Origin of the sequence: Amycolatopsis sp. NPDC004079, from assembly GCF_040610415.1 — a bacterium.
GTDB lineage: Bacteria > Actinomycetota > Actinomycetes > Mycobacteriales > Pseudonocardiaceae > Amycolatopsis > Amycolatopsis halotolerans.
On the sequence record NZ_JBEXMH010000002.1, the window covers coordinates 294,064 to 314,181 of the forward strand.

Consider the following 20,118-nt stretch of genomic DNA (forward strand, 5'->3'; position numbering starts at 1 on the left):
GCGGGAAGCAACCATGCCGAATTCGCGGGTTCCCAGTCCCGCCGCCGTCGAGGCGGCGGTGGCGGCGGCACTTCTCGCCCCAGGCGCCTCCGACGCCCCGCTCTGGCAGTGGCGCGTCGGCTACCGCACCCTTCACCTGTGCGCGGAGCCGAGCCGGCGACGAGCGGCCGACGACCCCGCCGGGCAATGGCAGGCGTTCAGCGGCGGCGCGGCGCTGCACCATCTCCGGATCGCCTTCGCCGGTCTCGGCTGGGCCTGCGCGGTGGACCGGTTGCCGTCCCCGGGCGAACCGGACCGCCTGGCCGTCGTGACGCCGCAGCCGGGCGAGCCGAATTCCGGCGAAGCCGCGCTGGCGACGTCGATCGCCCGGCGCCGGGAGGACTTGCGGCCGTGCGGCGGACGGCCGGTGCCATCCGACTGCCTAGACCGGCTTTCGCACGCAGCGGCGCGCGAAGGCGCGGTACTGCACCCCGTGGAAGACCGCGCGGTCCGCAGGTACCTCATGACCGCGGTCGGCGATGGCGTCAAGGTTCCCGCGCAGATGCGTCGCGAAGAGGTGTACGCACGAAGCGCGTCCCTTGTCGCTTCACAGGGCGTCCTCGTCCGTACGACTGCGGGGAACCGGCTGCCACTCGCACGAAGCGAAGCGGAACCTCGCAGCGACAACGCTTCGCTGCTGGTGCTCAGCACGCCCGGCGACGATCGCCTTGACTGGCTGCGCGCCGGAGAAGCGCTGAGTTCGGTGCTGCTTACCGCGACGGGATATGGATTGTCGTCCGGACGGCTGAGCCGAACCGGGCCGCGACTGCGCGAAACTCTCGCGGAACGAGTCACGCTCGGCCAAGCCCCGCAAGCGGTGTTGTGGGTGGGACGGCCGCCGGTCGGCGTGAAGCGGCTTCAGCTGACGAGGTCGCAGGCGACCGTCGACGACGTGCTCGAACCGCTTCAGGCACCGGCGAAACATCACTGCTGAAGTCCGTGAGGGGAACCCTGAGGGACTCTGATTCCCCCAGGGTTCCCCTCACGGACGCGCCGTTCGCACACCGGCCTGGCGCCGACGGTCGTCCACTTCCCACTGTGCCGAATGGACGCCGCCCGTGCTCCGGTGCTTTAGAGTGGCACCGTGGCAGCGGAAACCGGGGAATTTCGTAACGCCGGGCGCCGGCCTGTGCTTTCCGATGTCGCGCGGCTGGCCGGAACCTCCACCGCGGTGGTCAGCTACGTCCTCAACGACGGGCCCCGCCCGGTGGCCGACAAGACGCGGCGCAAGGTCGAGGACGCCATCCGGATGCTCGGCTACCGGCGCAATCCGCTCGCCGGGGCGTTGAGCGGCGGCCGGTCCAATTTGGTCGGACTGCTGGTGCCGGACACCGCGAACGCCTTCTACGGCGAGATGTCGCGCTGCCTCGAAGCGGAGGGCCGCCGCCGGGGATTGCTGACGCTGCTCGGCAATACCGACTACCGGCCGGGGCTCGCCGACGAGTACGGCGAGGCCTTCTCCGAACTGCGCCCGCGCGGGATTTTCGTGACGACCGGCGAAAAACCGCGGCTGTCGGCCGAAACTCCGTGCGTATTCCTGCAGTGGGCCGCGCCGGACGACAGCTCGCCCAGCGTGGTGTTCGACGACTTCGACGGCGCGCGGCTCGTCACCGAGCACCTGCTCGGCCACGGGTACGAGGACATCTTTTGCGTGGCAGGCGAAATCGCGGTGGGACCGGCCGAAGGCCGCGAAGGCGGCTGGCGCCGGGCGATGGCGGACGCCGGTCTGCCCACCGAGGGCAGGCTGGTCCGGACGTCCTTCGACAAGGTCGAGGCGGGCCGTGCGGTGCGCGACGTGCTGACGAGCGGCCGCCGGATCCGCGCGGTCTACGCGACCACCGACGAGCAGGCGCTGGTGACCATCCGCATCGCGCACAGCCTGGGTTTGCGCGTGCCGGAAGACCTCGCGGTCGTCGGCTTCGACGGGACGAGGGAAGCCCGCCTCGGCAACGTTCCGCTCACCACCGTCCACGTGCCGCTGGAGGAATTCGCGGTGCGCGCCTTCGACGCCCTGGACGGCCGGCCTGATTCGTCGGCCGTCCTGGACGGAACGCTCAGCATCGGCGTGACCTGCGGCTGCCAACCCGGCACCACCGAGGAAGCCGCGCACGCCGGAGCAGCCGTCAGCGGATAACCGCCCCGCCACGACGAATCCGCGACGGGGCGGCTTCGCTACCGCGCGAGAGTGTTGTGCTCGTCCGAGGCGTACTCCGAATTCAGCGACAGCGCGCTGAACCGGAACGGCCGGTCCACCCGTGTGAAGCCGAGCGGGCAATGCCGGGTGCCCGCGGGCAGGTAGACCGAACCGCTCGTGGTGATCACGTGCCGGACGCCCTCCACGTCGAGGTAGATCTCCGCGCCCAGGTCGTCCGGGTCCGCCGGGTTGTTCCCGTGCCAGATCAGGACCTCGTCGTAGTCGTGCCGGTGCTCCTTCACCCACTGCACCGGAGTGTCGCATTCGCTGATCCACGTGTAGGTGAGGTGGATCTTGCTCTCCGGCACCTCCTTCGCGCGCATGAGGGCGAGCGATTCGCCGACGTTGGGCGGTTCCACGACGCCTGCCGCGGCGCCCTCGTTGACGAGGTCGTCGAGACAGTTCGGCATCTTCCTCACGAACAGGTGCTCGTACGGACTGGTCATGCGGCTGCTTCCTCCTCTGCTCCCGGACGGGGCCGGGCCGGCCGCAGATCACTCTAAACGATTAGCTTCTCCACTTGTAGACTCTTCCATCCCGCCGGAACTGGCCGTACCCTGTGGCGACGCCGGGCAGATCTAACGGCTTAGATTTCTGGCTTCCCTGGAGGTTCCCAGTGTCGCGCAGACCCCGATGCCTGCCAACCCTCCTGCTCGCCGCCGCGCTGCTGGCCGGCTGCGGCCGTCCGGACGACGCGGCCGCGGGCGGGGCCGGCACGCTCCGCATCTCCGTCTCGACCGACGCGGGCGAGGTCCTCAACCCCTACGCCAGCAACCAGGGCCCGATCCAGGAGCTGCGCAGTTCCCTGGTCTTCGAGGGGCTCACCGCGCTGGGCCAGGACGGCAGGACCGAATGGCGGCTGGCCACCGGCATGACGCCGAACACCGACCGGACACAGTGGACGATCACGCTGCGCCCCGGCGTGAAGTTCAGCGACGGCACCGAGTTCACCTCCGCCGACGTCGTCTCGAGCATCGAATACCTGCGCGATCCCGCACACGCCGCACAGGGCCTGGCGTTGATCCAGATGATCGACCCGGCCACCGTCCGGGCGGTGGACAAGCTCACCGTCCGGGTGGGCCTGACCGAGCCGTTCAGCCCGTTCAAGGACATCTGGACGAGCGTGCTGCTGCCGATGACCAAAACCGGGTCGGCCCCGGCGAAGCCGATCGGCACCGGGCCGTTCGCGGTCAAGTCGTTCGCCGCGGGCCGGGAGTCCACAGTGGAGCGGTTCGACGGCTACTGGGGCAGGAAACCGAAGCTCGCCGCCGTTCAGCTGATCGAGTACCAGAGCCAGCAGGCGCAGGCGAACGCGCTGCTGTCCGGCCGGGTCGACATCGCGTCGAACACGACGCCGACGATCGCGAAGTCTCTTGTCGGCCGCGGCGGCATCCAGTTGCTCGACAGCAAAGGGACCTTCAGCCTGCAGATCGGGCTCGACACGGCCGTCGCGCCGTTCCGCGACGTCCGGGTGCGCCAGGCCCTGCGGCTGCTGGTCGACCGGCAGCAGGTCGTGTCCAACGTCTTCAGCGGCTACGCCCGGATCGCGAACGACTACGAGACCACCACACCGCAGTGCGCCGCGCCGAACCTCCCGCAGCGCGCGCCGGACATCGCCGCCGCGAAACGGCTGCTGGCCGAGGCCGGGCAAAGCGATCTGTCGTTCGCGATCACCACCGACGGCCTGCTGCCCGGCATGTCGGAGCTGGCGCAGGTCTTCGCGCAGAACGCCGCGCTGGCGGGCGTCAAGGTGACCGTCAACGTGGTCCCGACGCCGGAACTGCTGGCGAAATGGGGCCAGTGGCCCGCTTTCGTCGACTACAACCCGGTCCCCTACCTGCCGTCCGTGCTCGGCGGGCTGCTGCCGGACCGGGTCGGCAACGCCGCGCACTGGAACGACGCCGCTTTCACCGGCCTGGCGGGCGAACTGTTCAGGTCGCCCGAGCCGCGGCAATGCCCGCTCATGAACCGGATGCACGAGATCGAATACACGAACGGCCCGTACATCATCCCCGCGTTCTCCGACGTGCTCCTGCCGCACCGGGCGGCGGTGCAGGGGCTGGTGCCGGATGTGAACGGCCGTCCGCTGTCCTTCCTGACTGACGTGACCGTCGGATGACCGCGCGCTGGCTCCTGCGCCGCCTCGCACTCGGCGTGCTCGTGCTGTTTCTGGTCTCAGTGCTGGTTTTCCTGGTGACCCAGGCATTGCCGGGCGACGTGGCGCGGATCGTGCTCGGCAAGGACGCCACCGTCGAGCAGGTGGCGAACCTGCGGCACCAGCTCGGGCTCGACCAGCCGCTCCTGGAGCAGTACGGCCGCTGGCTCGGCGGACTGCTCACCGGGCACCCGGGAGTGTCGCTGCAGAACAAGGAACCGGTCGCGGAAATCCTCGGGCCGCGGATCGTGAACTCGTTCACCCTCGGCTTCATCTCGATGGTGCTGATCCTGCCGCTCTCGGTCGTCGCCGGAGTGCTGAGCGCGGCGCGCCGCGACAGTTTCGCGGACAAGGCCTTCGTCGCGGTCACGTCGCTGAGCATGGCGCTGCCGCCGTTCGTCGTGGGGATGCTGCTGATCGCGCTCTTCGCCACCTCGCTGCTCGGGGTGCTGCCGGGAGTCTCCGACATCCCGCCCGGCGACCTGCCGTGGTGGCATCCGGCCGAACTCGTGCTGCCGGTCGCCACGCTCACGTTCATGGGGGTGATGTACTTGGGCCGCTTGGTGCGCGCTTCGGTCATCGACGCGCTGGACAGCGAATATGTGCAGATGGCCGTCCTCAAAGGACTCAGCCGGCGGCGCATCCTCTTCCGGCACGCGCTGCCCAACGCCATCGCCGCGAGCCTGCCCGCGGCCGGTCTGGTCGCGGCCGTCACGATCACCGGCGTCGTGGTCGTCGAATACGTCTACTCGTATCCCGGGCTCGGCACGGCGCTGGTCAGCGCGGTGAACGCGCACGATCTGCCGGTCCTGCAGGCGTGCGTGCTCATCCTCGCGGCCACGTACTACCTGTGCAATCTCCTCGCGGACGTCCTCGCCGCGGCAGGGCGGACCCGATGAGCGTCTCGGTGGTGCGACGCGCGGCTCGAACCGGTCGGGCGCGACTCGGGCTGGGGTTGCTTGCCGCGATCGCCTTCATCGTCGTCCTCGGCCCGCTGCTCGCACCGTGGCCGCCGACCGCCATCGTCGCGCCTCCGCTGGAGGGACCGAGCGCGGAATTCCCGCTGGGCACCGACCTTCTGGGCCGGGACGTGCTCAGCCGCCTGCTGTCCGGCGGCGGCACCCTCACCTGGATGACGCTCCTCGCCACCGGAATCGGCGTGGTCCTCGGTGCGCTCATCGGCTTGGCCGCGGCCTACCGGGACGGCCTCGCCGACACCGTCCTCATGCGAGCGATGGACATCGTGCTGAGTTTCCCGGAGACCATCTTCGTGCTGGTCTTCGTGGCCGCATTCGGCCGGCACCCGCTGCTCACCGCGTCGCTCGTCGGGGTCGCGTTCGCGCCCGGCGTCTCGCGAGTGCTGCGCGGCGCGGCCCTGCCGGTCCTCGACAGCGAGTATGTGTTGTGGGCCAAGGCGAACGGCCTGCCCGGACGGCAGATCGTCCTCGGCGAAGTGCTGCCCGGCGTGACGTCGCCGCTGATGGTGGAGACCGGGATGCGGCTGGTGTGGGCGGTCACCGTGATCGCGTCGCTGAACTATCTCGGCTTCGGCATCACGCCGCCCGCTCCGGATTGGGGGCTCATGGTCAGCGAGAACCAGGACGGCCTGGCCGTCGCGCCGCTGCCCGTGCTGGCGCCGATCGCACTGATCCTCATGATGGCACTCGGCGGCAACCTCGTGGCCGAGTCCGTCGCCAGGACTGTCAGCCGCACGGAAGGAAAGAGCTGACGTGGCCAAGGAAGTCGCGGTGTCGGGCGTTACGGTCAAAGCCGCCGGACACGCCATCGTGCAGGACATCGGCTTCGAACTCGGCCGCGGCGAAGTCCTCGGCGTGGTCGGCGAATCGGGCTCCGGCAAAAGCACCCTCGCGCTCGCCCTGCTCGGTTTCGCCCGCACCGGCGCGACCATCACCCGCGGCCAGGTCTTCGTCGACGGAACGGACCTGCTTTCCTTGCCACCCGCGGAATTGCGCCGCGCACGAGGCCGCAAAGTCGCGTATGTGCCGCAGGATCCGGCGACCGCGCTCAACCCGAGCCTGCGCGTCTCGACCCAGCTGACCGAGGGGTTGGACCCGCCCGCGCTGCCCCGGGTGCGGCAGCTGCTCGACACCGTCGGACTGCCCAGCGACGACGCCTTCCTGCGCCGCCGCCCGCGCCAGCTTTCCGGCGGCCAGCAGCAACGGGTCGCCATCGCGATGGCCATCGCCGCCGGTCCGCGGCTGATCGTGCTCGACGAACCGACGACCGGACTCGACGTCTCCACCCAGTCCCGGGTGCTCGACCTGGTGCGGGAACTGTGCCGGACCCGCGACCTGGCCGCGATCTACGTCTCGCACGACCTCGCGGTGGTCGCCGACGTCGCCGATCAAGTGATGGTGATGTACGGCGGCGAGGTCGTCGAACACGGCCCCGCCCGCGCTGTGCTTACTCGCGCCGCGCATCCCTACACCCGCGCCCTGCTGGCAGCCGTGCCGTCCGCGACCCACCGGCACCGGCTGGTCCCCATCCGCGGCCGGGCACCCGGTATCGATGATGCCCGTGCCGGGTGCTCCTTCGCGCCGCGCTGCGACTATGCCACAACTGCTTGCAGCACAACGCATCCGGCGTTGGCGGCCGCGCCCTCCGGAACCCTCGCACGGTGCCTTCATGCGGAAGGAGTCGCCCGGACTTTTCTGAGCGTGCCGCGCGCTCCAGAACCGGACGCACCTCCCGCGGACCAGGCGGCCCTGTTGTCGGTCTCCGGCCTGAACGCCAGTTACCACGGACGACAGGTCGTCTTCGACGTCTCCTTCGACCTGCGGCCCGGCCAATGCCTCGCCGTGGTCGGCGAATCAGGCAGCGGCAAAACCACCATGTCCCGCTGCCTGGCCGGACTGCACTCCGAACAGCAAGGCGACGTGACCTTCGACGGCAAGCCGGTCCCGCCCGCCGCCGCCCGGCGAGACTCCCGTACCCGGCGCGAACTGCAGTACGTCTTCCAAAACCCCTATGGCTCGTTGAGTCCACATCGGACAGTCGAGAACAGCCTGCTGGTCGCCCTGCGCCACTACTTCGGCGTGACCGCGCGCGAAGGCCGTCGCCGAGCCCGCGCCGCACTCGACCGCGTCGAAATCCCGTCGCGGCTGGCCGACCGCTACCCGGCGGAACTGTCCGGCGGACAACGCCAGCGAGTCGCGATCGCCCGGGCCCTGGTGTGCGAACCGAAACTGATCATCTGCGACGAGGTGACGTCCGCGTTGGACGTTTCGGTGCAGGCGTCCGTCGTCGAACTGCTGCGCTCCCTGATGGACGACGGCCCGTCGATGATCTTCGTGACGCACAACCTGGCGGTGGTGCGCAGTATTTCGGACGAGGTCGTCGTGCTCAGCGAAGGCCGGGCCGTCGAATCGGGACGAACCGACCAGGTGCTCACGTCGCCGTCGCATCCGTACACGAGAAGCCTGCTCGCCGCGACGCTGGACGTCCCCGAGCAGATCAGCCCTCGCTGACGCGGCGGTAACGGATGTGCGTGGTCAGCGGCGAATGCAACACCTCGACCGGCTCGAAGCCGAACGACTCCACCCCGTCGAACATGCGCTCGCCCGACCCGAGCAAGACGGGCGCGATGTCGAGAGTGAGCTCGTCCACCACCCCGGCGTTCAGCGCCTGCCGAACGGTCGACGCCCCGCCAGCGATGTCGACCCCCTTCTCCCCCGCGGCCTCGGACGCTGCCGCGTAGGCGGCGTCGAACCCGTCGGTGACGAAGTAGAACGTCGTCCCGCCCTCCATCGGGATCGGCTCGTGAGCGTGATGAGTCAACACGAAAACCGGCGCGTGATAGGGCGGTTCGGCACCCCACCAGCCGGACCAGTCCTCGTCCCAGCCGCCGCGGACGGGGCCGAACATGTTCCGCCCCATCACGTACGCGCCGCGCGGACGCATGAGCCATCCGGTGGCGGTCTTGTCGGCGTCGTTCGCCCGGGGATCGCCGATGTGCCAGCCGTGCAACTCCTGCCCCCGCACCCCGAGCGGCTCGTCCCGGCTCTGCCCCGGCCCGGCGACAAAGCCGTCCAGCGAAATCGACATATGGCAAGTCGTGTCCGGCACGGCGGGCCTCCCGAGTGATTGCGGTTTGCAAGCGGTTGGAAGGAAGATAGCAGGAGAGACGGGGTGAGCGCTATCCGCGGCGGAAGAGAATCTCCGCGGGTCAGCCCGCCAGGTGACGCAGGAAGGTGGTCGAGCGATGCCACGCGAAGTACGGTTCGGACGCTTCCCGATGCGCTCCGCAGCGACGTCCGGCCAGGTGCTGCATGCGGAGTTTCAGACTCCCGGCGGGAAGCTCGTCGATCCGCACGGTCTGGATGCGCCCGGTTTCGTCAACGGTGACCCAGCCCGCTTCGTACAGGAGATCGCAGCCTAAGCCGCAGGCGAGCATGGCGATGTCGCGGAGGTTCCGTCGTTCGTCGTCAGTGCAGGCCGCGCGTTTCTTCACGTGCGCGGCGACCAGGAACTCCAACGGGAACTCGTCGCCGCACAACGCACAGGGAGCGGAAACGCGTCCGTTGGCGAGCAGCTTCCGGAGCCGGGCCTGTTCGGTCCGGACCTTGACCTGAGTCTTCACGTCCAGCTCGCCGTAGTGGACGTCCGCCGCGGGTTCGGTGCCGGAGCTGTCCAGCGTCAGCGTCGTCGGGGAATTGGCTCTGCTGACGTGCGGCAGGTTGGCCAGCACCGCCCCGACGAAAGTGCTCCGGTGGCCTAGTTCGGCAACGGAAACCTCGAGCGTGCCCCGCGCGGCGAGGACGTCCAGCCCGTGCTGGATGTCGCGGAGAGGGACGGGTTGTCCTTCCGGCGACCGATCGGTGCCTACCAGCACCGATCCGTCCTCGACCTTGAGGATGCGGTTCCCCTTGCCGGTGGGGGTCGAGATCGTCTCGCCAGCGAGGCTCCGGAGCAGTTCCTCCGCTCGCGGCAGCACCCCGTCCGAGGAGAACCCGGCGTTCAGCTCATTGCCCTTGTCATCACTTGCAAACACCAGCCCAGCCTGCCAGACAGGCCCGCCGGCCACGATCAGAAAAGCGACCCCACCGCGACCGCCGCGCACACCGACAGGAACAGCCCGCCCACCGCGAAGCCCAGCGGTTTCTGCCGCCACGCCGTGTGGCGGTCCAGGGCGTACCAGCCCGGGCCGGTCAGCAGCAGGGCCAGCGCCATCGCCGCGAGGGTCAGTTCCAGTTCGAATCCCGGGCCGGTGCTGCCGAACAGGCCGCCCGACCACTTCACGCGGACCGCGCTCAGGGCCACGCCCAGGAGGCCGGCCGCGGCGAGCGGGGTCAGCAGGCCCAGTGCCAGCAGGACGGCGCCGCCGACCTCGGTGATGCCGGTCAGCCAGGTCAGGAACTCGATGTTGTGGCTGAAACCGTAGCCCCGCAACAGGTTCTCGAAGTGCGCCATTCCCGCGCCGCCGAACAGGCCGAAGACTTGCATCAGCCCGTGCGCGCCCATCGCGACCGACAGCATCAGCCGCAGCACCAGCAGACCGAAGTCCAAGCCGCCATTCTCATCCGACCAGCGGGACATGTTCGCCACGCCGACACCCTAGCCATCCCGCGCGCCGGTCCGGGCGACCCACCGGACGTGTCGCGCGACGAGACCGGGTCACGGCGCGGAGGCGGCACCCTCGGGCAGATAGCTGTCCCGGAAACCGAACGCGCTCGGCGAGGGCCCCTTCCCCCGCAACAGTTCCAGCCGCTCGACAGCCTCCTCGACCGTCGGGATGTGCCCGGCGGGAACCCACCACAGCACCTGGAACGGGGCCTTCGGCAGTTCGAACCACTCCGAGCGGCGGCGCAGCACGTCCAGGTGGCCGCTGCGGTAGACGTAGTCCCACAAGGCGTCGCGGGTTTCCCACACCGACATGTTCACCAGGACGTCGTCGCCGAGCGAGGACCGGATCGCGGTGGCGTCGTTGCCGCCGTCCTCGACCAGCCGCCACACGAAGCCGGGCGCGTGGTCGGCGACCTCGTTCAGCGTGTCGAGCATCGAGGTGAAGCCGTGCATGCGGGCGTCCGCAAGCGGGAATTTCAGGATGCCCACGTTGAGCTGGGCGAGGTGATGTTCCGTCACTCGTTCACCTCACCATCGCCGGACCTTCTATGTCAACTCTCATTATTTTTAGAACACTCGACGACGACGCAGCACAGCCCGGGACGCGGATCCATGCGAGCCGTCAGGCCGTCGGCGTCTTCGAGCAGCCCTTCCAGCAGCGCCAGATTCATGCCGCACACCAGCCCCGGATGCCGCTGCGAGAGGACATGGAAGGGGCAGTTGACGAGGCGCAGGACGTCGCCGTCCACACGAGGCTCGTAGCCGCGGACCGCCAGCAGTTCCTTCGCGGCGGCGAGGTCTTCGACCGGGCCCGCGGCGGCGCGGCCTTCCCGCCGGGCGGCGGCCTGCAGTTCGGTGTCCAGCCGGGCGACCTCCGCGACCTCGGCCAGCAGATCGGCGGCGGTGCGGTAGTCGCGCGCCGGGACGGAGAACTGCCGCTCGGCGCCGGACCGGCGGTAGAGCTTCGCCGGACGGCCGGCACCCGGGCCCGAACGCCCGCTCAGCCGCTTGCTCTCCGTCTCCAGCAGGCCCGCGTCCACGAGTTTGTCGAGGTGGAAAGCGGCGAGCGTGCGCTGGATCCCGGCGCCCTCGGCCGCCTCGTTCCGGCTCACGTCGTGCTCCTGGGAAACCACGTAGTCGTACAACCGCCGCCGGACGGGATCCTGCAGGACGGCGATCGCCTCGATGTCTTCCACGCCGCCATTCTAAGAACAACGAGGATATGCGTTAGAGGTGCTCGCTCCTCGCCGAACTCCAGCGAGCGACCTTCGGTGCTCGAACCGCGCAGCCTCAGTTCCGTGCTTCCGCCAGACCAGCCGGAGTCGCGCCGAGCCACCAGCGCGGGTCCGCCGTCCCGTCGGTGGTGCGGCCGTCACGGTGGACGAAGAACCGCTCATCCCGGCCCGGCGTGTCGAACTCCCCGTCCAGCCCGCGCGTCAACCACTCCGCGCCGAACGCGAACACCTCCGCCGCCGTCCCGCCCAGCGGATGGAATTCGTCCTCGTAGACCCGCATCTCTTTGGGAGCACGGATCTTCTCGTAAGTCTCGAGCGCGTTCTCCACCGGCGTCAGCTCGTCGAATTCGCCGATGCCCAGCAGCACCGGGCACCCGATGCCCGTCACCAGGTCGCCCAGCGGCATCTTTTCCTTGAGGTCGCGGTCGAACGCGGCCTCGTCGGTGTAGCCCGCCATGTACAGGTAGTTGTTCTTGAAACTCGGCTGCGCCCGTTCGAAGATCGTCTCGAAATCGCCGGACACCGCTTCGAACGCGGCCACCGCGCGCAAGCGGGTCTCCGGCGACGCCGCGGCGCGCAGCGCCCAGTAGCCGCTCATGCTGATGCCGAACATGCCGATCCGGTTTTCGTCCACTTCGGACAGACCGGCGAGGTAGGCCGCGTAGGTTTCGAGGGCGCGTTCGTAGTTGTCCAGGGTCACCGTCAGCCCGCGCGCCCGGGTCTCCCCCTGCCCCGGCCCCTCGATCGACAGCGCCACGACTCCGCGCGAGGTGTAGTAGCGCTCGGCCGCGAAGATGTAGTCCTCCTTGATCATGTCCATGCCGGGACCGAGAATCACCGCCGGGGCACCGGAAACCGGCTGCGCTGGCAGGTGCAGGAGACCGAAGATCTTGCCGCCTTCGAAGTCCAGTTCGACCCGCCGGACCGTGTTGCCGCGAAGCTCTCCCAGCCGCGCCACGCACGAATCGCAGCGCTCGCGGAACTTCGCCTTGCGCCCGTCGCCGGAGTCGAAGATCGAGTACTGCGCGCGGCCGTACATCACCGCCGCCCGCAGGTACAGGTCCGACGCCGTCCTGCGGTAACCGAGCCGCTCGTGGTGCACGGCCCGTTCTTCAGCCTGGCCAGCGACAACCGCCCACGCCTTCGGCAGCATCGCCCCGGCGCGCACCATCGCGAACACCTTGTCGAAGTCGGCGTGATCGTGCCCGAGCTGTTCGAGCGTGCCCTTGCCTTCCGGGTGCAACGCGTCGAAGCCGCCCTGCGCCAGCGCGATGTCCAGGGCCCAGCTCTGCCCGGCCGAACGTGTCGTCATGCCCGCCTCCTCAACTAACTAAGTACTTAGCCAATGTGCCACGGCTAGACTCCGCCCGGCAAGGAATGCGGCGGGCACCACAGGAGAGCGAACCGATGGGCGACGAGGCGATCACCCGGCTGGCGCGAGCCGCTTACCGGCTCAGCGCGGCCGATTCCCGGCTGCGCGGCCGCGCGACCCGCAGCGCCCAAGCCCTTTCGCTCGCGCACGCCCGCGCGCTCAAAAGCCTGGCCGAACACGGGCCGATGACAGTCAACCAACTGGCCGGACACGTCGAAACGACTGGAGCAGCAGTCACTCAACTGGTCAACGGCCTGGCCAACGCCGGTTATGTCACGCGCGAACGAGCCGCCTCCGGAGACCGCCGCACGTCGATCGTCGCCCTCACCGACGCGGGCGGTCGACGGCATGAGGAGCGCGAGGAAATCCTTGCCGCAGGGTTGCGCGAGCTGACCCAGGACCTCGACGAACACGCGATCGACGCCGCGGGCGTGGTGCTCGACCGGCTGGCCACCCTGTACGACCGCCTCTGACGATCAGGGTCACGGCGAACTCTATCAACTGATTGAATCGGCTGATAGAGTCCGCGCCATGGGCACCGAGGCCGCGCGGATCCCCGCCGGTCGCGGGGCGGCGACCGAGCAGCGCCTGATCGCCGCCGCGGAACGGCTTTTCGCCGAACGGGGCGTCGGCGCGGTGTCGCTGCGGACCGTGATGCAGGCGGCGCAGACGAACGTCGCGGCGATCCACTACCACTTCGGTTCCAAGGAAGGGCTGCTCGACGCGGTCCTGCGCAGCCGCCTCGGCCAGGTCACCGGCGAGCGGAACGCGGTGCTGCGAGAAGTCCCCGAGAAGGACGTCACCGCGCGCGAACTGGCCCGCGCGTTCGTGCAGCCGGTGGTCGCGGTGCTCGAATCCGGCGGCGAATGCTGGATCCGGCTGGTCGGCCGGCTGCTGGCGACCGGCGGCGACGGGCTCGACGCGGTCGCCGCGTCGTTCTTCGAGCGCAACGCCGCGTTCGTCGAACTGCTGGACCGGCTGAGCCCGGGCGTCCCCCGCCGGACGCTCGATTTCCGGCTGTCCCAAGCGATGACCGTGACACTGAACGTCCTCGGCGACGTCGGCCGCACCCGCCGCCTGCACGGCCCGGACGCGGCGGACTGGACCGCCGGCCAGATCGTCGACGACCTCGTCGACGTCGTGACCTCCGTACTCGCCGGCCCGCCAGGGGCCCGCCGCAGGAAGTGAGGAACCGATGGGAACCAAGCAGCGAGCGCAGATCGAGATGACGCCCGAGGAGGTGTCGGCCTACCTTTCCGCCCAGCGCACCGCGACGCTGGTGTCGCTCGGCCCCGGCGGGCATCCGCACGCGGTCGCGATGTGGTTCGCGGTCATCGACGGCGTGCTGTGGTTCGAAACGAAAGCCAAGGCGCAGAAGGCAGTCAACCTCCGCCGCGACCCGCGCGTCACGGTGCTGATCGAGGACGGCCTCACTTACGACGTCCTGCGCGGCGTCTCGCTGGAAGGCCGAGCCGAGGTCGTCGACGATCCGGAGGCGCTCTGGGCGGTCGGGGTCAACATCTGGGAGCGATACCATGGCGAGTACACCGACGAGGTGAAACCGATGGTGGAATTCATGCTCAGCAAGCGGGTCGCGGTCCGCGTCGACGTCGAGCGGGTCCGTTCGTGGGACCACCGCAAGCTCGGGCTGCCCCCGATGCCGCTCGCCGGATCGACCGCCGCGCAACTGCCCGCTCGCTGACGCGTTCGCCCCGCCAGGAGGTCACGATGGGACGCTTTTCCCTCCCCGAACAAGCGCCGAAGGGCCTGGATTCGCCGGTGACGGCGGCGATGATGAAGTACATGGCCAGGGTCCAGACCAAGGTCTTCACGCTGACGGGCGGCCGGATCGGCAGCAAATGGCGCGTCGGAGCCGGCTTCCGCAAGCCGGTGCCGACGCTGCTGCTGGAACACTGCGGCCGCAAGTCCGGCCGGTTGTTCACCACTCCGCTGCTGTACCTGCGTTCCGGCGACGACCTGGTCATCGTCGCCTCCCAGGGCGGCCTGCCGAAGCATCCGCAGTGGTACTTCAACCTGCTCGCGGAACCTGAAACCCGCGTGCAGCTGAAGGGCCGCCGCGACGTCCCGGTCACGGCGAGGGTCGCGCCGTCGGACGAGCGGCGCGACCTCTGGCCGCGATTGGTCGATCTGTACCGCGACTTCGCGAAATACCAGGAGTGGACGGACCGCGAGATTCCCGTCGTGGTGCTCACTCCTCGCTGACCGCGAGCCTGGCCTGCGGGCTCAGCTCACTGCACGCGGCCGCTGTCGCCGGACGCATCCTCCTCGTCGTCGGACGGCAGGTGCAGGTCGCCCACGTTGATGTTCACCTCGACCACCTCGAGCCCGGTCATGCCTTCGACCGCGCTGATCACGTTCCGCCGGATCGAGCGCGCGACGTCCGCGATCGCGACGCCGTACTCGACCACGATCTGCAGGTCCACCGCGGCCTGCTTCTCCCCCACCTCGACCGAAACGCCCTGCCCGGCCGACGCAGTGGCGCCCGGGATCCGCTCGCGCAGCGCGGAAAACGCCCGAGCCGCACCGCCGCCCAGGGCGTGCACCCCGTGGATCTCCCGCGTCGCCAGCCCGGCGATCTTCTGCACCACCACGTCCGCGACCGTGGTCGTCCCCTGCGAACTGGTCAGCGGCCCGGCGTTGACCTTCTCGACGTCCTGGGACTTGGCCGCCGCGTCAGTCGTCGAAGCCATCGATTCTCCTCCGGTCGTTCCCGTTGTTGCGGTTCACCGGGTTCGACTCCGGAACCGCGCGAAACTCACTCCCCGAACGAGTGGCGACGATCACATCATCGGGTGAGTGACGATTCCGGATCCGCGTTGTCCTTACCCCTGACGCATTCTCGCGTCCGTTGTTCGGCGATGAAGGAGGACATCCATGTCGATGGGCGACAAGATCGGCGCCAAGGCAGACGACTTCGGCGGCAAGGCCAAGGAGGCGGCGGGTTCGCTGACCGGCGACGAGAAGCTCGAGAACGAAGGCAAGGCCGATCAGGCGAAGGCCGGGATCAAGGAAGCCGCCGAGAATGTCAAAGACGCTCTCGGCGACGCGGCGGGCAAAGTCAAGAACGCACTGAAGAAAGACTGACTTTCCTCCAGAGGACGCGGGGTCGCGGCACCATTGCCGAGGCCCCGCGTCCGTTTTTCAGCGCACCTGTTTCAGCAGGTTCTCCACCGCCGTGCCGACCACGTCCGGACGGTCGAGCGGGACGTCGTGGGAACTGTGCTCAGCGGTGACGAGAGTCCGGTTCGGCGCGGCGTGCGCGAAATCTTGCTGGGCTTGTCGCCACAACTGCGCGTCCTCGGGAGTCGGAAACGGCGTCTCGGCGGACACGATCACCGCAACGGGAATGCCGGACGGCCAGGTCAGCTTGTGGTACGCCTCGTGCACCGGCCCGTAACCGTCGGCTTGGGCGAGAAGCTGACGGGTCTGCCGGGTCGAAGGCGCTTTCTTGAGATCTTCGACCTGCTTCTCGTTCAACGCCACCAGCTTCGCGGTCTCGCTCGGGGTGAAGAACTGCGGCAGATTCGCGTCCACGAGCACCGCCCCCGCTACCCGGTCCGGGTGGCTGCGGGCAAAGGAAAAAGCGACTTCGCCCGCCAGTGAATGCGACACCAGGACCACGTTCTTGGTGACTCCCAATCGCATCAGCCCGGCAGCGAGATCGGCGGCGGCGTTGTCCGCTCGCCACGGGCCGGGCGACTCGTCGCTTTTGCCCTCCCCCGACCGGTCGTAGGCGATGATCTCGGATCCGGTCCGCGCGGCGAGATCCGGGGCGACTGTGCCCCATTCCGACGAATCCATCCCGCCGCCCGCGTCGAGCACAATCGCGGGCAGCCGGCCCGGCGTAACGGAAAACGCCATCTTGCGACCGTTCACCGTAACCAGGTGCGATCCGGCGGACGGAGGATCAGCCGCACCGGCAGCGCACCCGCCCACTCCGCCGACCGCGACGACCGCCGCAGCCAGAGCAGCCAGCGGCCGCCGCGATCTTCCCCGCCGCACACGAGAATCAGTCACCGAATCCCCCTCCACGCAACGGACCTTCCGTTGTGACACCAGCGTGGAGAACAACCCGGTCGACCGCGATACCGCTGACTACCCGAGCGCGGTGGGGACAACCCCACCTCAAGACCGTTTACGACGCGATTCCAGCCGACGCACGCCGTTCGGCCAGGTCTTTCTCCACCGCCGGGTAGATCCGCTCCAGCCGGTAGGCCCAGAACAGGACGATGAGCAGCACGAACAACACCATCGGCACGTACACGAACAGCGCGTTGATCGCGGCCAGCGCCGAATCCGGCTGCGTGTGGTTCAAGCCGTTGTAGCCCGCCGCGCCCATGACCCAGCCCAGCACCGCCGCGCCCAGGCCGTAGCCGAGTTTCTGGCCCATGCTGCCCGCGCTGTACAGCACGCCTTCCAGCCGGCGGCCGTTCTTCCATTCGCCGTACTCGATGGTGTCGGGGAGCATGCCCCAGATCGCGCCGAAGATCGGGATGCGCCCGATGCCGCGCAGGATCGAACCGGCGACCGCCAGAGTCATGTTCGTCGGGTCGATCGCGATGACCAGGGAACCCGCGACGAAGATCGCCGCGCCCACGATCATCGGGGCGATTTTGCCGAAGCGGTGGTACACCGACTGCATGAACAGCATTCCCAGCAAAGCGGGAATGTAGAGCATGAACGACATCAGCGCGGCGAAACCGGCGTTGCCGAGGAAGTACTGGGCGAAGTAGGCAGTCGCCCCGGTGTAGAGCGATTCCGCGACGCTGAACACGATGAAGATCGCGAAGAGCAGCAGCCAATAACGGTTCCGCGCCGCGAGCTTGAGCGATTCGACGATCCCCGGCTGCTCCTTCGGCGGAGCGGTGTCGACGATGCGCTCCCGCGTATTGCGGAAGGTCACGAAGAACAGCACCGCCGCGAGAGCGCCGAAGAGGCAGAACGTGATGATCCACGCCCGCTGGTCGTCGCCGAGCGCGCTCACCAAGGGCAGCGTGAGGACGGTGACGACCAGCGAACCGAGGGTGGCGCCGAACATCCGGGTGACGTTGAGCCGGGAGCGTTCGGTGAAGTCCCGCGTCATCCGGGTGTTCAGCGTTCCGTACGGGATCACCGCGGCGCTGAGGGCGATGTTCATCAGCGCGTAGGTGATCGCGATGTACACCAGCGTCGGCGTCGGTTCCATGCCCGGCACGGTGAACACCAGGATGAGCGCGATCGCGAACGGCGCGGCGGCCCAGAGCACCCAGGGACGCGCCTTGCCCCAGCGGGTCGACGTCCGGTCGACGATCGCGCCCATCCCGACGTCGACCACGCCGTCGAACAGCCGCGCGATGAGCACGATCGTGCCGACCGCCGACGCCGCCGCCCCGATCACGTTGGTATAGAAGAAAACCACGTAGGTGGCCAGTGCGCCCCAGGCGATGTTCGTGGCCAGGTCACCGCCTCCGAAGGAGAGGCGTTCCTTCCAGCTCACCGTGGCGAATTCTTCGCTGCCTGCGCTCATCGTCGAGCGTCCCTTCGGATCGGGGTGGGGAGAGGGGTCAGTGCTGGGTCGCGGCCAGGAGTTCGTCGGCGAGCGCGGCCAGGTCGAGATCGTTCGCGCGTTCCACCTCGGCGACGGCGGCCTCGTCGATCGCCTCGATCCCCCGGTAGGCGCCGGCGATCGCGGCCGCCATGCAGCCGATGGTGTCGCTGTCGCCGCCCGCGTTGGCCGCCAGCCGCGCGACGCGCACCGGATCCCCGCCCGCGGCGACGAAGAACCCGAGCGCGGCAGGCACTGCCTCCGCGGCGGGCAGGCCGACGCCGATCTCCCCGGCGATCAAGTCGATCGCGTGCTCGTCGTCGCGAGCCGTGATGGCCAGCGCGACCGCACGCTCGATCCGGCGCTCGACTGACGCGCCCGGCACGTCACGGCCTTCGGTGCGGCCGAGTTCGGCACCAGCCCGTGCGCCGTCGACGGCGGCGCGGACGATGTCGACGATCTCCGCGCCAGGAGTGCAGGCCCGCGCGACCGCGGCCGCGATGGCCGCGGCACCCGCGACGCCGGGCGGCGTGTTGTGGCTGGGCACGCAGGTGGTGAACGCGGTCCGGACCGCCGCTTCGGGGTCGCCGTGGTGGAACAGCCCGACCGGCCCGACCCGCATCGCGGCGCCGTTGCTGGCGCCCTGGGTCATGATCGTCCCGGTCCGGCCGACCTCGCGGGGGTCCTCGCCGCGCTCCAGCCGGGCGATGGCCTCGCGGGTGGTCGGCCCGGCGAAGTGCGGGAAGTAGTTCTCGTTCTTGGACCATTCGATCAGCAGCTTCGCCATGTCGTCCGGGCTCAGCGCGGCTCCGGTGCGGGCGAGCAGCCGGGTCAGCAGGATCATCTGGCTGGAGTCGTCGGTGATCTGCGCGGCGGCGCGGCCCTTGGCGTACGGCGCGCCGGGGAGCGGGGCGTGGAATTCGGTGACGTAGCCGCCGAACGCGGCGCGGATCTGGTCCCGGCTCAGTTCCTCGGTCGGCGCGCCGAGCGCGTCGGCCAGGCAGGCCGCGGCGAGACTGCCGTGGATCTTGGAACGCAGCACAGAATTCAACTCGGTTACCTCTCAGTCGTGATGGTGATCAGGTCGTCTGGCCAGTCGCCGCGCTGCGAGCCGGACAGATAGGTGCGGCCGCCGACGGCGGTGACGCAACGGGTCGCCTGAGCCACAGCTCGGCGAAGGCTTTCGCTCGCTTCGGCTCCGGCCAGCAACGCGCCCAGGAACGCTCCCGCCAGCGCGTCCCCCGCGCCGGTCGTGTCGACGACGGTCACCTCGCCGCGCAACCGTGCGCGATGCACGACGCCGTCACGGTCCACAGTGGACGCTCCGTGCGCTCCTTCGCTGATGACCACGAGCTCCGCGCCGAGTTCGATCAGCCGCTGGGCCGCGTCGCGCGACGTGGCAGCGAGTTTGGTCGCCGAGGCGGCGTTGAGGAAGACGATGTCGCTGAGCCCGAGCAGCCGCGCGAACTCCGGCTGATCCGGCTCGAACGCGTCCGGTTCGAGGTCGACGGCTACCCGCGCTCCGCGTTCTCGGGCGAGTTCGGCGACGGCCGCCGCCCACTCGAGATCGTCGGCCAGCGGCGCGACGATGTCCGCGCCCGCCAGTACCGACGCGTCGATCTCCTCGATCGCCGGGATCTTGATCCCGGTGTCGGCGCCGGTCAGCGCCTTTTCCCCGCTCGCGTCGAGCTGGACGAAACACATCCAGGTCGGACGGTCGAGGTCGCGCAGGGAGTGTTCGAGCGACACCCCGAGCCCGCGGAGTTCGGCCAGCGCTTTGTCGGTGTCCGGCCCGGCCCCGGTCTTCGTGATCAAGTCGACCGCGATCCCGTGCCGCGCGGCCGCGGCGGCGAGGTTGGCGCTCATCCCGCCGCCGTAGACGCCGGACAGGGAGCCGATGGCCTTGTTGTCGTTGCCCGCGATGTGCGGGACCTGGACGAAGTAGTCGATGCTCGCGTCCCCCACGACGACGAGCCGCGGCCCGGTGCTCATGTG

At 69.3% G+C, this 20,118-nt stretch carries 23 protein-coding genes; 11 read left to right on the top strand and 12 right to left on the bottom strand.

Annotated elements, in window-relative coordinates; all coding sequences use genetic code 11:
- Positions 1-13: 13 nt before the first annotated feature.
- On the top strand, positions 14-973 hold the full coding sequence (locus ABZX37_RS03290; RefSeq protein WP_354735491.1) for an NAD(P)H nitroreductase: 960 nt from the start codon (positions 14-16) through the stop codon (positions 971-973).
- 150 nt (positions 974-1,123) lie between these two features.
- The gene (locus ABZX37_RS03295; protein ID WP_354735493.1) at positions 1,124-2,173 is read left to right on the top strand and encodes a LacI family DNA-binding transcriptional regulator; all 1,050 of its coding nucleotides are present in this window, start codon (positions 1,124-1,126) and stop codon (positions 2,171-2,173) included.
- A gap of 38 nt (positions 2,174-2,211) precedes the next feature.
- On the opposite strand, the gene ABZX37_RS03300 is transcribed toward ABZX37_RS03295, so the two are convergent.
- The gene (locus ABZX37_RS03300) at positions 2,212-2,679 is read right to left on the bottom strand and encodes a hypothetical protein (RefSeq protein WP_354735495.1); all 468 of its coding nucleotides are present in this window, start codon (positions 2,677-2,679) and stop codon (positions 2,212-2,214) included.
- A 170-nt stretch (positions 2,680-2,849) separates the two neighbouring features.
- Between ABZX37_RS03300 and ABZX37_RS03305 the strand changes: the two genes are divergently transcribed.
- The 4 genes from ABZX37_RS03305 to ABZX37_RS03320 are packed head-to-tail and all read left to right on the top strand — an operon-like array spanning position 2,850 to position 7,876.
- Positions 2,850-4,352 (top strand): ABC transporter substrate-binding protein, encoded by a 1,503-nt coding sequence (locus tag ABZX37_RS03305; protein WP_354735497.1) that lies wholly within the window; start codon positions 2,850-2,852, stop codon positions 4,350-4,352.
- Positions 4,349-5,287, top strand: a complete 939-nt coding sequence (locus ABZX37_RS03310) for an ABC transporter permease (RefSeq protein WP_354735499.1) — start codon at positions 4,349-4,351, stop codon at positions 5,285-5,287. Before ABZX37_RS03305 ends, ABZX37_RS03310 begins: the two co-directional genes overlap by 4 nt.
- Complete coding sequence (locus tag ABZX37_RS03315) at positions 5,284-6,117, top strand: ABC transporter permease (protein ID WP_354735501.1); 834 nt, start codon at positions 5,284-5,286, stop codon at positions 6,115-6,117. The genes ABZX37_RS03310 and ABZX37_RS03315 overlap by 4 nt, the downstream gene beginning before the upstream one ends.
- Position 6,118: 1 nt before the next feature.
- Positions 6,119-7,876: an ABC transporter ATP-binding protein gene (locus ABZX37_RS03320; protein WP_354735503.1), complete on the top strand. Its 1,758-nt coding sequence runs from the start codon at positions 6,119-6,121 to the stop codon at positions 7,874-7,876.
- Here ABZX37_RS03320 and ABZX37_RS03325 read toward each other — a convergent pair.
- From ABZX37_RS03325 to ABZX37_RS03350, 6 genes are all read right to left on the bottom strand, one after another.
- The gene (locus ABZX37_RS03325) at positions 7,863-8,474 is read right to left on the bottom strand and encodes a dihydrofolate reductase family protein (protein WP_354735505.1); all 612 of its coding nucleotides are present in this window, start codon (positions 8,472-8,474) and stop codon (positions 7,863-7,865) included. The genes ABZX37_RS03320 and ABZX37_RS03325 overlap by 14 nt on opposite strands.
- Before the next feature lie 100 nt (positions 8,475-8,574).
- Positions 8,575-9,399 (bottom strand): hypothetical protein, encoded by an 825-nt coding sequence (locus ABZX37_RS03330; protein ID WP_354735507.1) that lies wholly within the window; start codon positions 9,397-9,399, stop codon positions 8,575-8,577.
- 35 nt (positions 9,400-9,434) lie between these two features.
- Complete coding sequence (locus ABZX37_RS03335) at positions 9,435-9,944, bottom strand: DoxX family membrane protein (RefSeq protein WP_354735637.1); 510 nt, start codon at positions 9,942-9,944, stop codon at positions 9,435-9,437.
- 78 nt (positions 9,945-10,022) lie between these two features.
- Positions 10,023-10,490: a DUF3291 domain-containing protein gene (locus ABZX37_RS03340; RefSeq protein ID WP_354735509.1), complete on the bottom strand. Its 468-nt coding sequence runs from the start codon at positions 10,488-10,490 to the stop codon at positions 10,023-10,025.
- A gap of 32 nt (positions 10,491-10,522) precedes the next feature.
- Positions 10,523-11,167, bottom strand: coding sequence for a helix-turn-helix domain-containing protein (locus ABZX37_RS03345; RefSeq protein WP_354735511.1), 645 nt, complete (start codon positions 11,165-11,167; stop codon positions 10,523-10,525).
- Between the two features lie 94 nt (positions 11,168-11,261).
- Positions 11,262-12,518, bottom strand: a complete 1,257-nt coding sequence (locus tag ABZX37_RS03350) for an alpha/beta hydrolase (RefSeq protein WP_354735513.1) — start codon at positions 12,516-12,518, stop codon at positions 11,262-11,264.
- Positions 12,519-12,613: 95 nt separating this feature from the next.
- Here ABZX37_RS03350 and ABZX37_RS03355 point away from each other — a divergent pair, with 95 nt between their 5' ends.
- From ABZX37_RS03355 to ABZX37_RS03370, 4 genes are read left to right on the top strand one after another with little or no spacing between them, the layout of a single operon-like run.
- The gene (locus ABZX37_RS03355) at positions 12,614-13,051 is read left to right on the top strand and encodes a MarR family transcriptional regulator (RefSeq protein WP_354735515.1); all 438 of its coding nucleotides are present in this window, start codon (positions 12,614-12,616) and stop codon (positions 13,049-13,051) included.
- A 58-nt stretch (positions 13,052-13,109) separates the two neighbouring features.
- Entirely contained in the window at positions 13,110-13,766 is a 657-nt protein-coding gene (locus ABZX37_RS03360; protein WP_354735517.1) for a TetR family transcriptional regulator, read from the top strand.
- Positions 13,767-13,773: 7 nt separating this feature from the next.
- A complete protein-coding gene (locus tag ABZX37_RS03365) occupies positions 13,774-14,280 on the top strand; it encodes a PPOX class F420-dependent oxidoreductase (RefSeq protein ID WP_354735519.1) in 507 nt (168 codons plus the stop codon).
- Positions 14,281-14,306: 26 nt separating this feature from the next.
- Positions 14,307-14,801: a nitroreductase family deazaflavin-dependent oxidoreductase gene (locus tag ABZX37_RS03370; protein ID WP_354735521.1), complete on the top strand. Its 495-nt coding sequence runs from the start codon at positions 14,307-14,309 to the stop codon at positions 14,799-14,801.
- Positions 14,802-14,827: 26 nt separating this feature from the next.
- On the opposite strand, the gene ABZX37_RS03375 is transcribed toward ABZX37_RS03370, so the two are convergent.
- The gene (locus ABZX37_RS03375) at positions 14,828-15,289 is read right to left on the bottom strand and encodes an Asp23/Gls24 family envelope stress response protein (RefSeq protein ID WP_354735523.1); all 462 of its coding nucleotides are present in this window, start codon (positions 15,287-15,289) and stop codon (positions 14,828-14,830) included.
- Positions 15,290-15,473: 184 nt separating this feature from the next.
- Here ABZX37_RS03375 and ABZX37_RS03380 point away from each other — a divergent pair, with 184 nt between their 5' ends.
- Positions 15,474-15,683, top strand: a complete 210-nt coding sequence (locus tag ABZX37_RS03380; RefSeq protein ID WP_037812879.1) for a CsbD family protein — start codon at positions 15,474-15,476, stop codon at positions 15,681-15,683.
- Positions 15,684-15,740: 57 nt separating this feature from the next.
- On the opposite strand, the gene ABZX37_RS03385 is transcribed toward ABZX37_RS03380, so the two are convergent.
- The 4 genes from ABZX37_RS03385 to ABZX37_RS03400 form a co-directional block, all read right to left on the bottom strand.
- Positions 15,741-16,460, bottom strand: a complete 720-nt coding sequence (locus tag ABZX37_RS03385) for an alpha/beta hydrolase (protein WP_354735525.1) — start codon at positions 16,458-16,460, stop codon at positions 15,741-15,743.
- 274 nt (positions 16,461-16,734) lie between these two features.
- Complete coding sequence (locus ABZX37_RS03390; protein WP_354735527.1) at positions 16,735-18,105, bottom strand: glycoside-pentoside-hexuronide (GPH):cation symporter; 1,371 nt, start codon at positions 18,103-18,105, stop codon at positions 16,735-16,737.
- Between the two features lie 37 nt (positions 18,106-18,142).
- The gene (locus ABZX37_RS03395) at positions 18,143-19,165 is read right to left on the bottom strand and encodes an ADP-ribosylglycohydrolase family protein (protein WP_354735639.1); all 1,023 of its coding nucleotides are present in this window, start codon (positions 19,163-19,165) and stop codon (positions 18,143-18,145) included.
- A gap of 14 nt (positions 19,166-19,179) precedes the next feature.
- Positions 19,180-20,115: a carbohydrate kinase family protein gene (locus ABZX37_RS03400; protein WP_354735529.1), complete on the bottom strand. Its 936-nt coding sequence runs from the start codon at positions 20,113-20,115 to the stop codon at positions 19,180-19,182.
- Positions 20,116-20,118 lie beyond the last annotated feature (3 nt).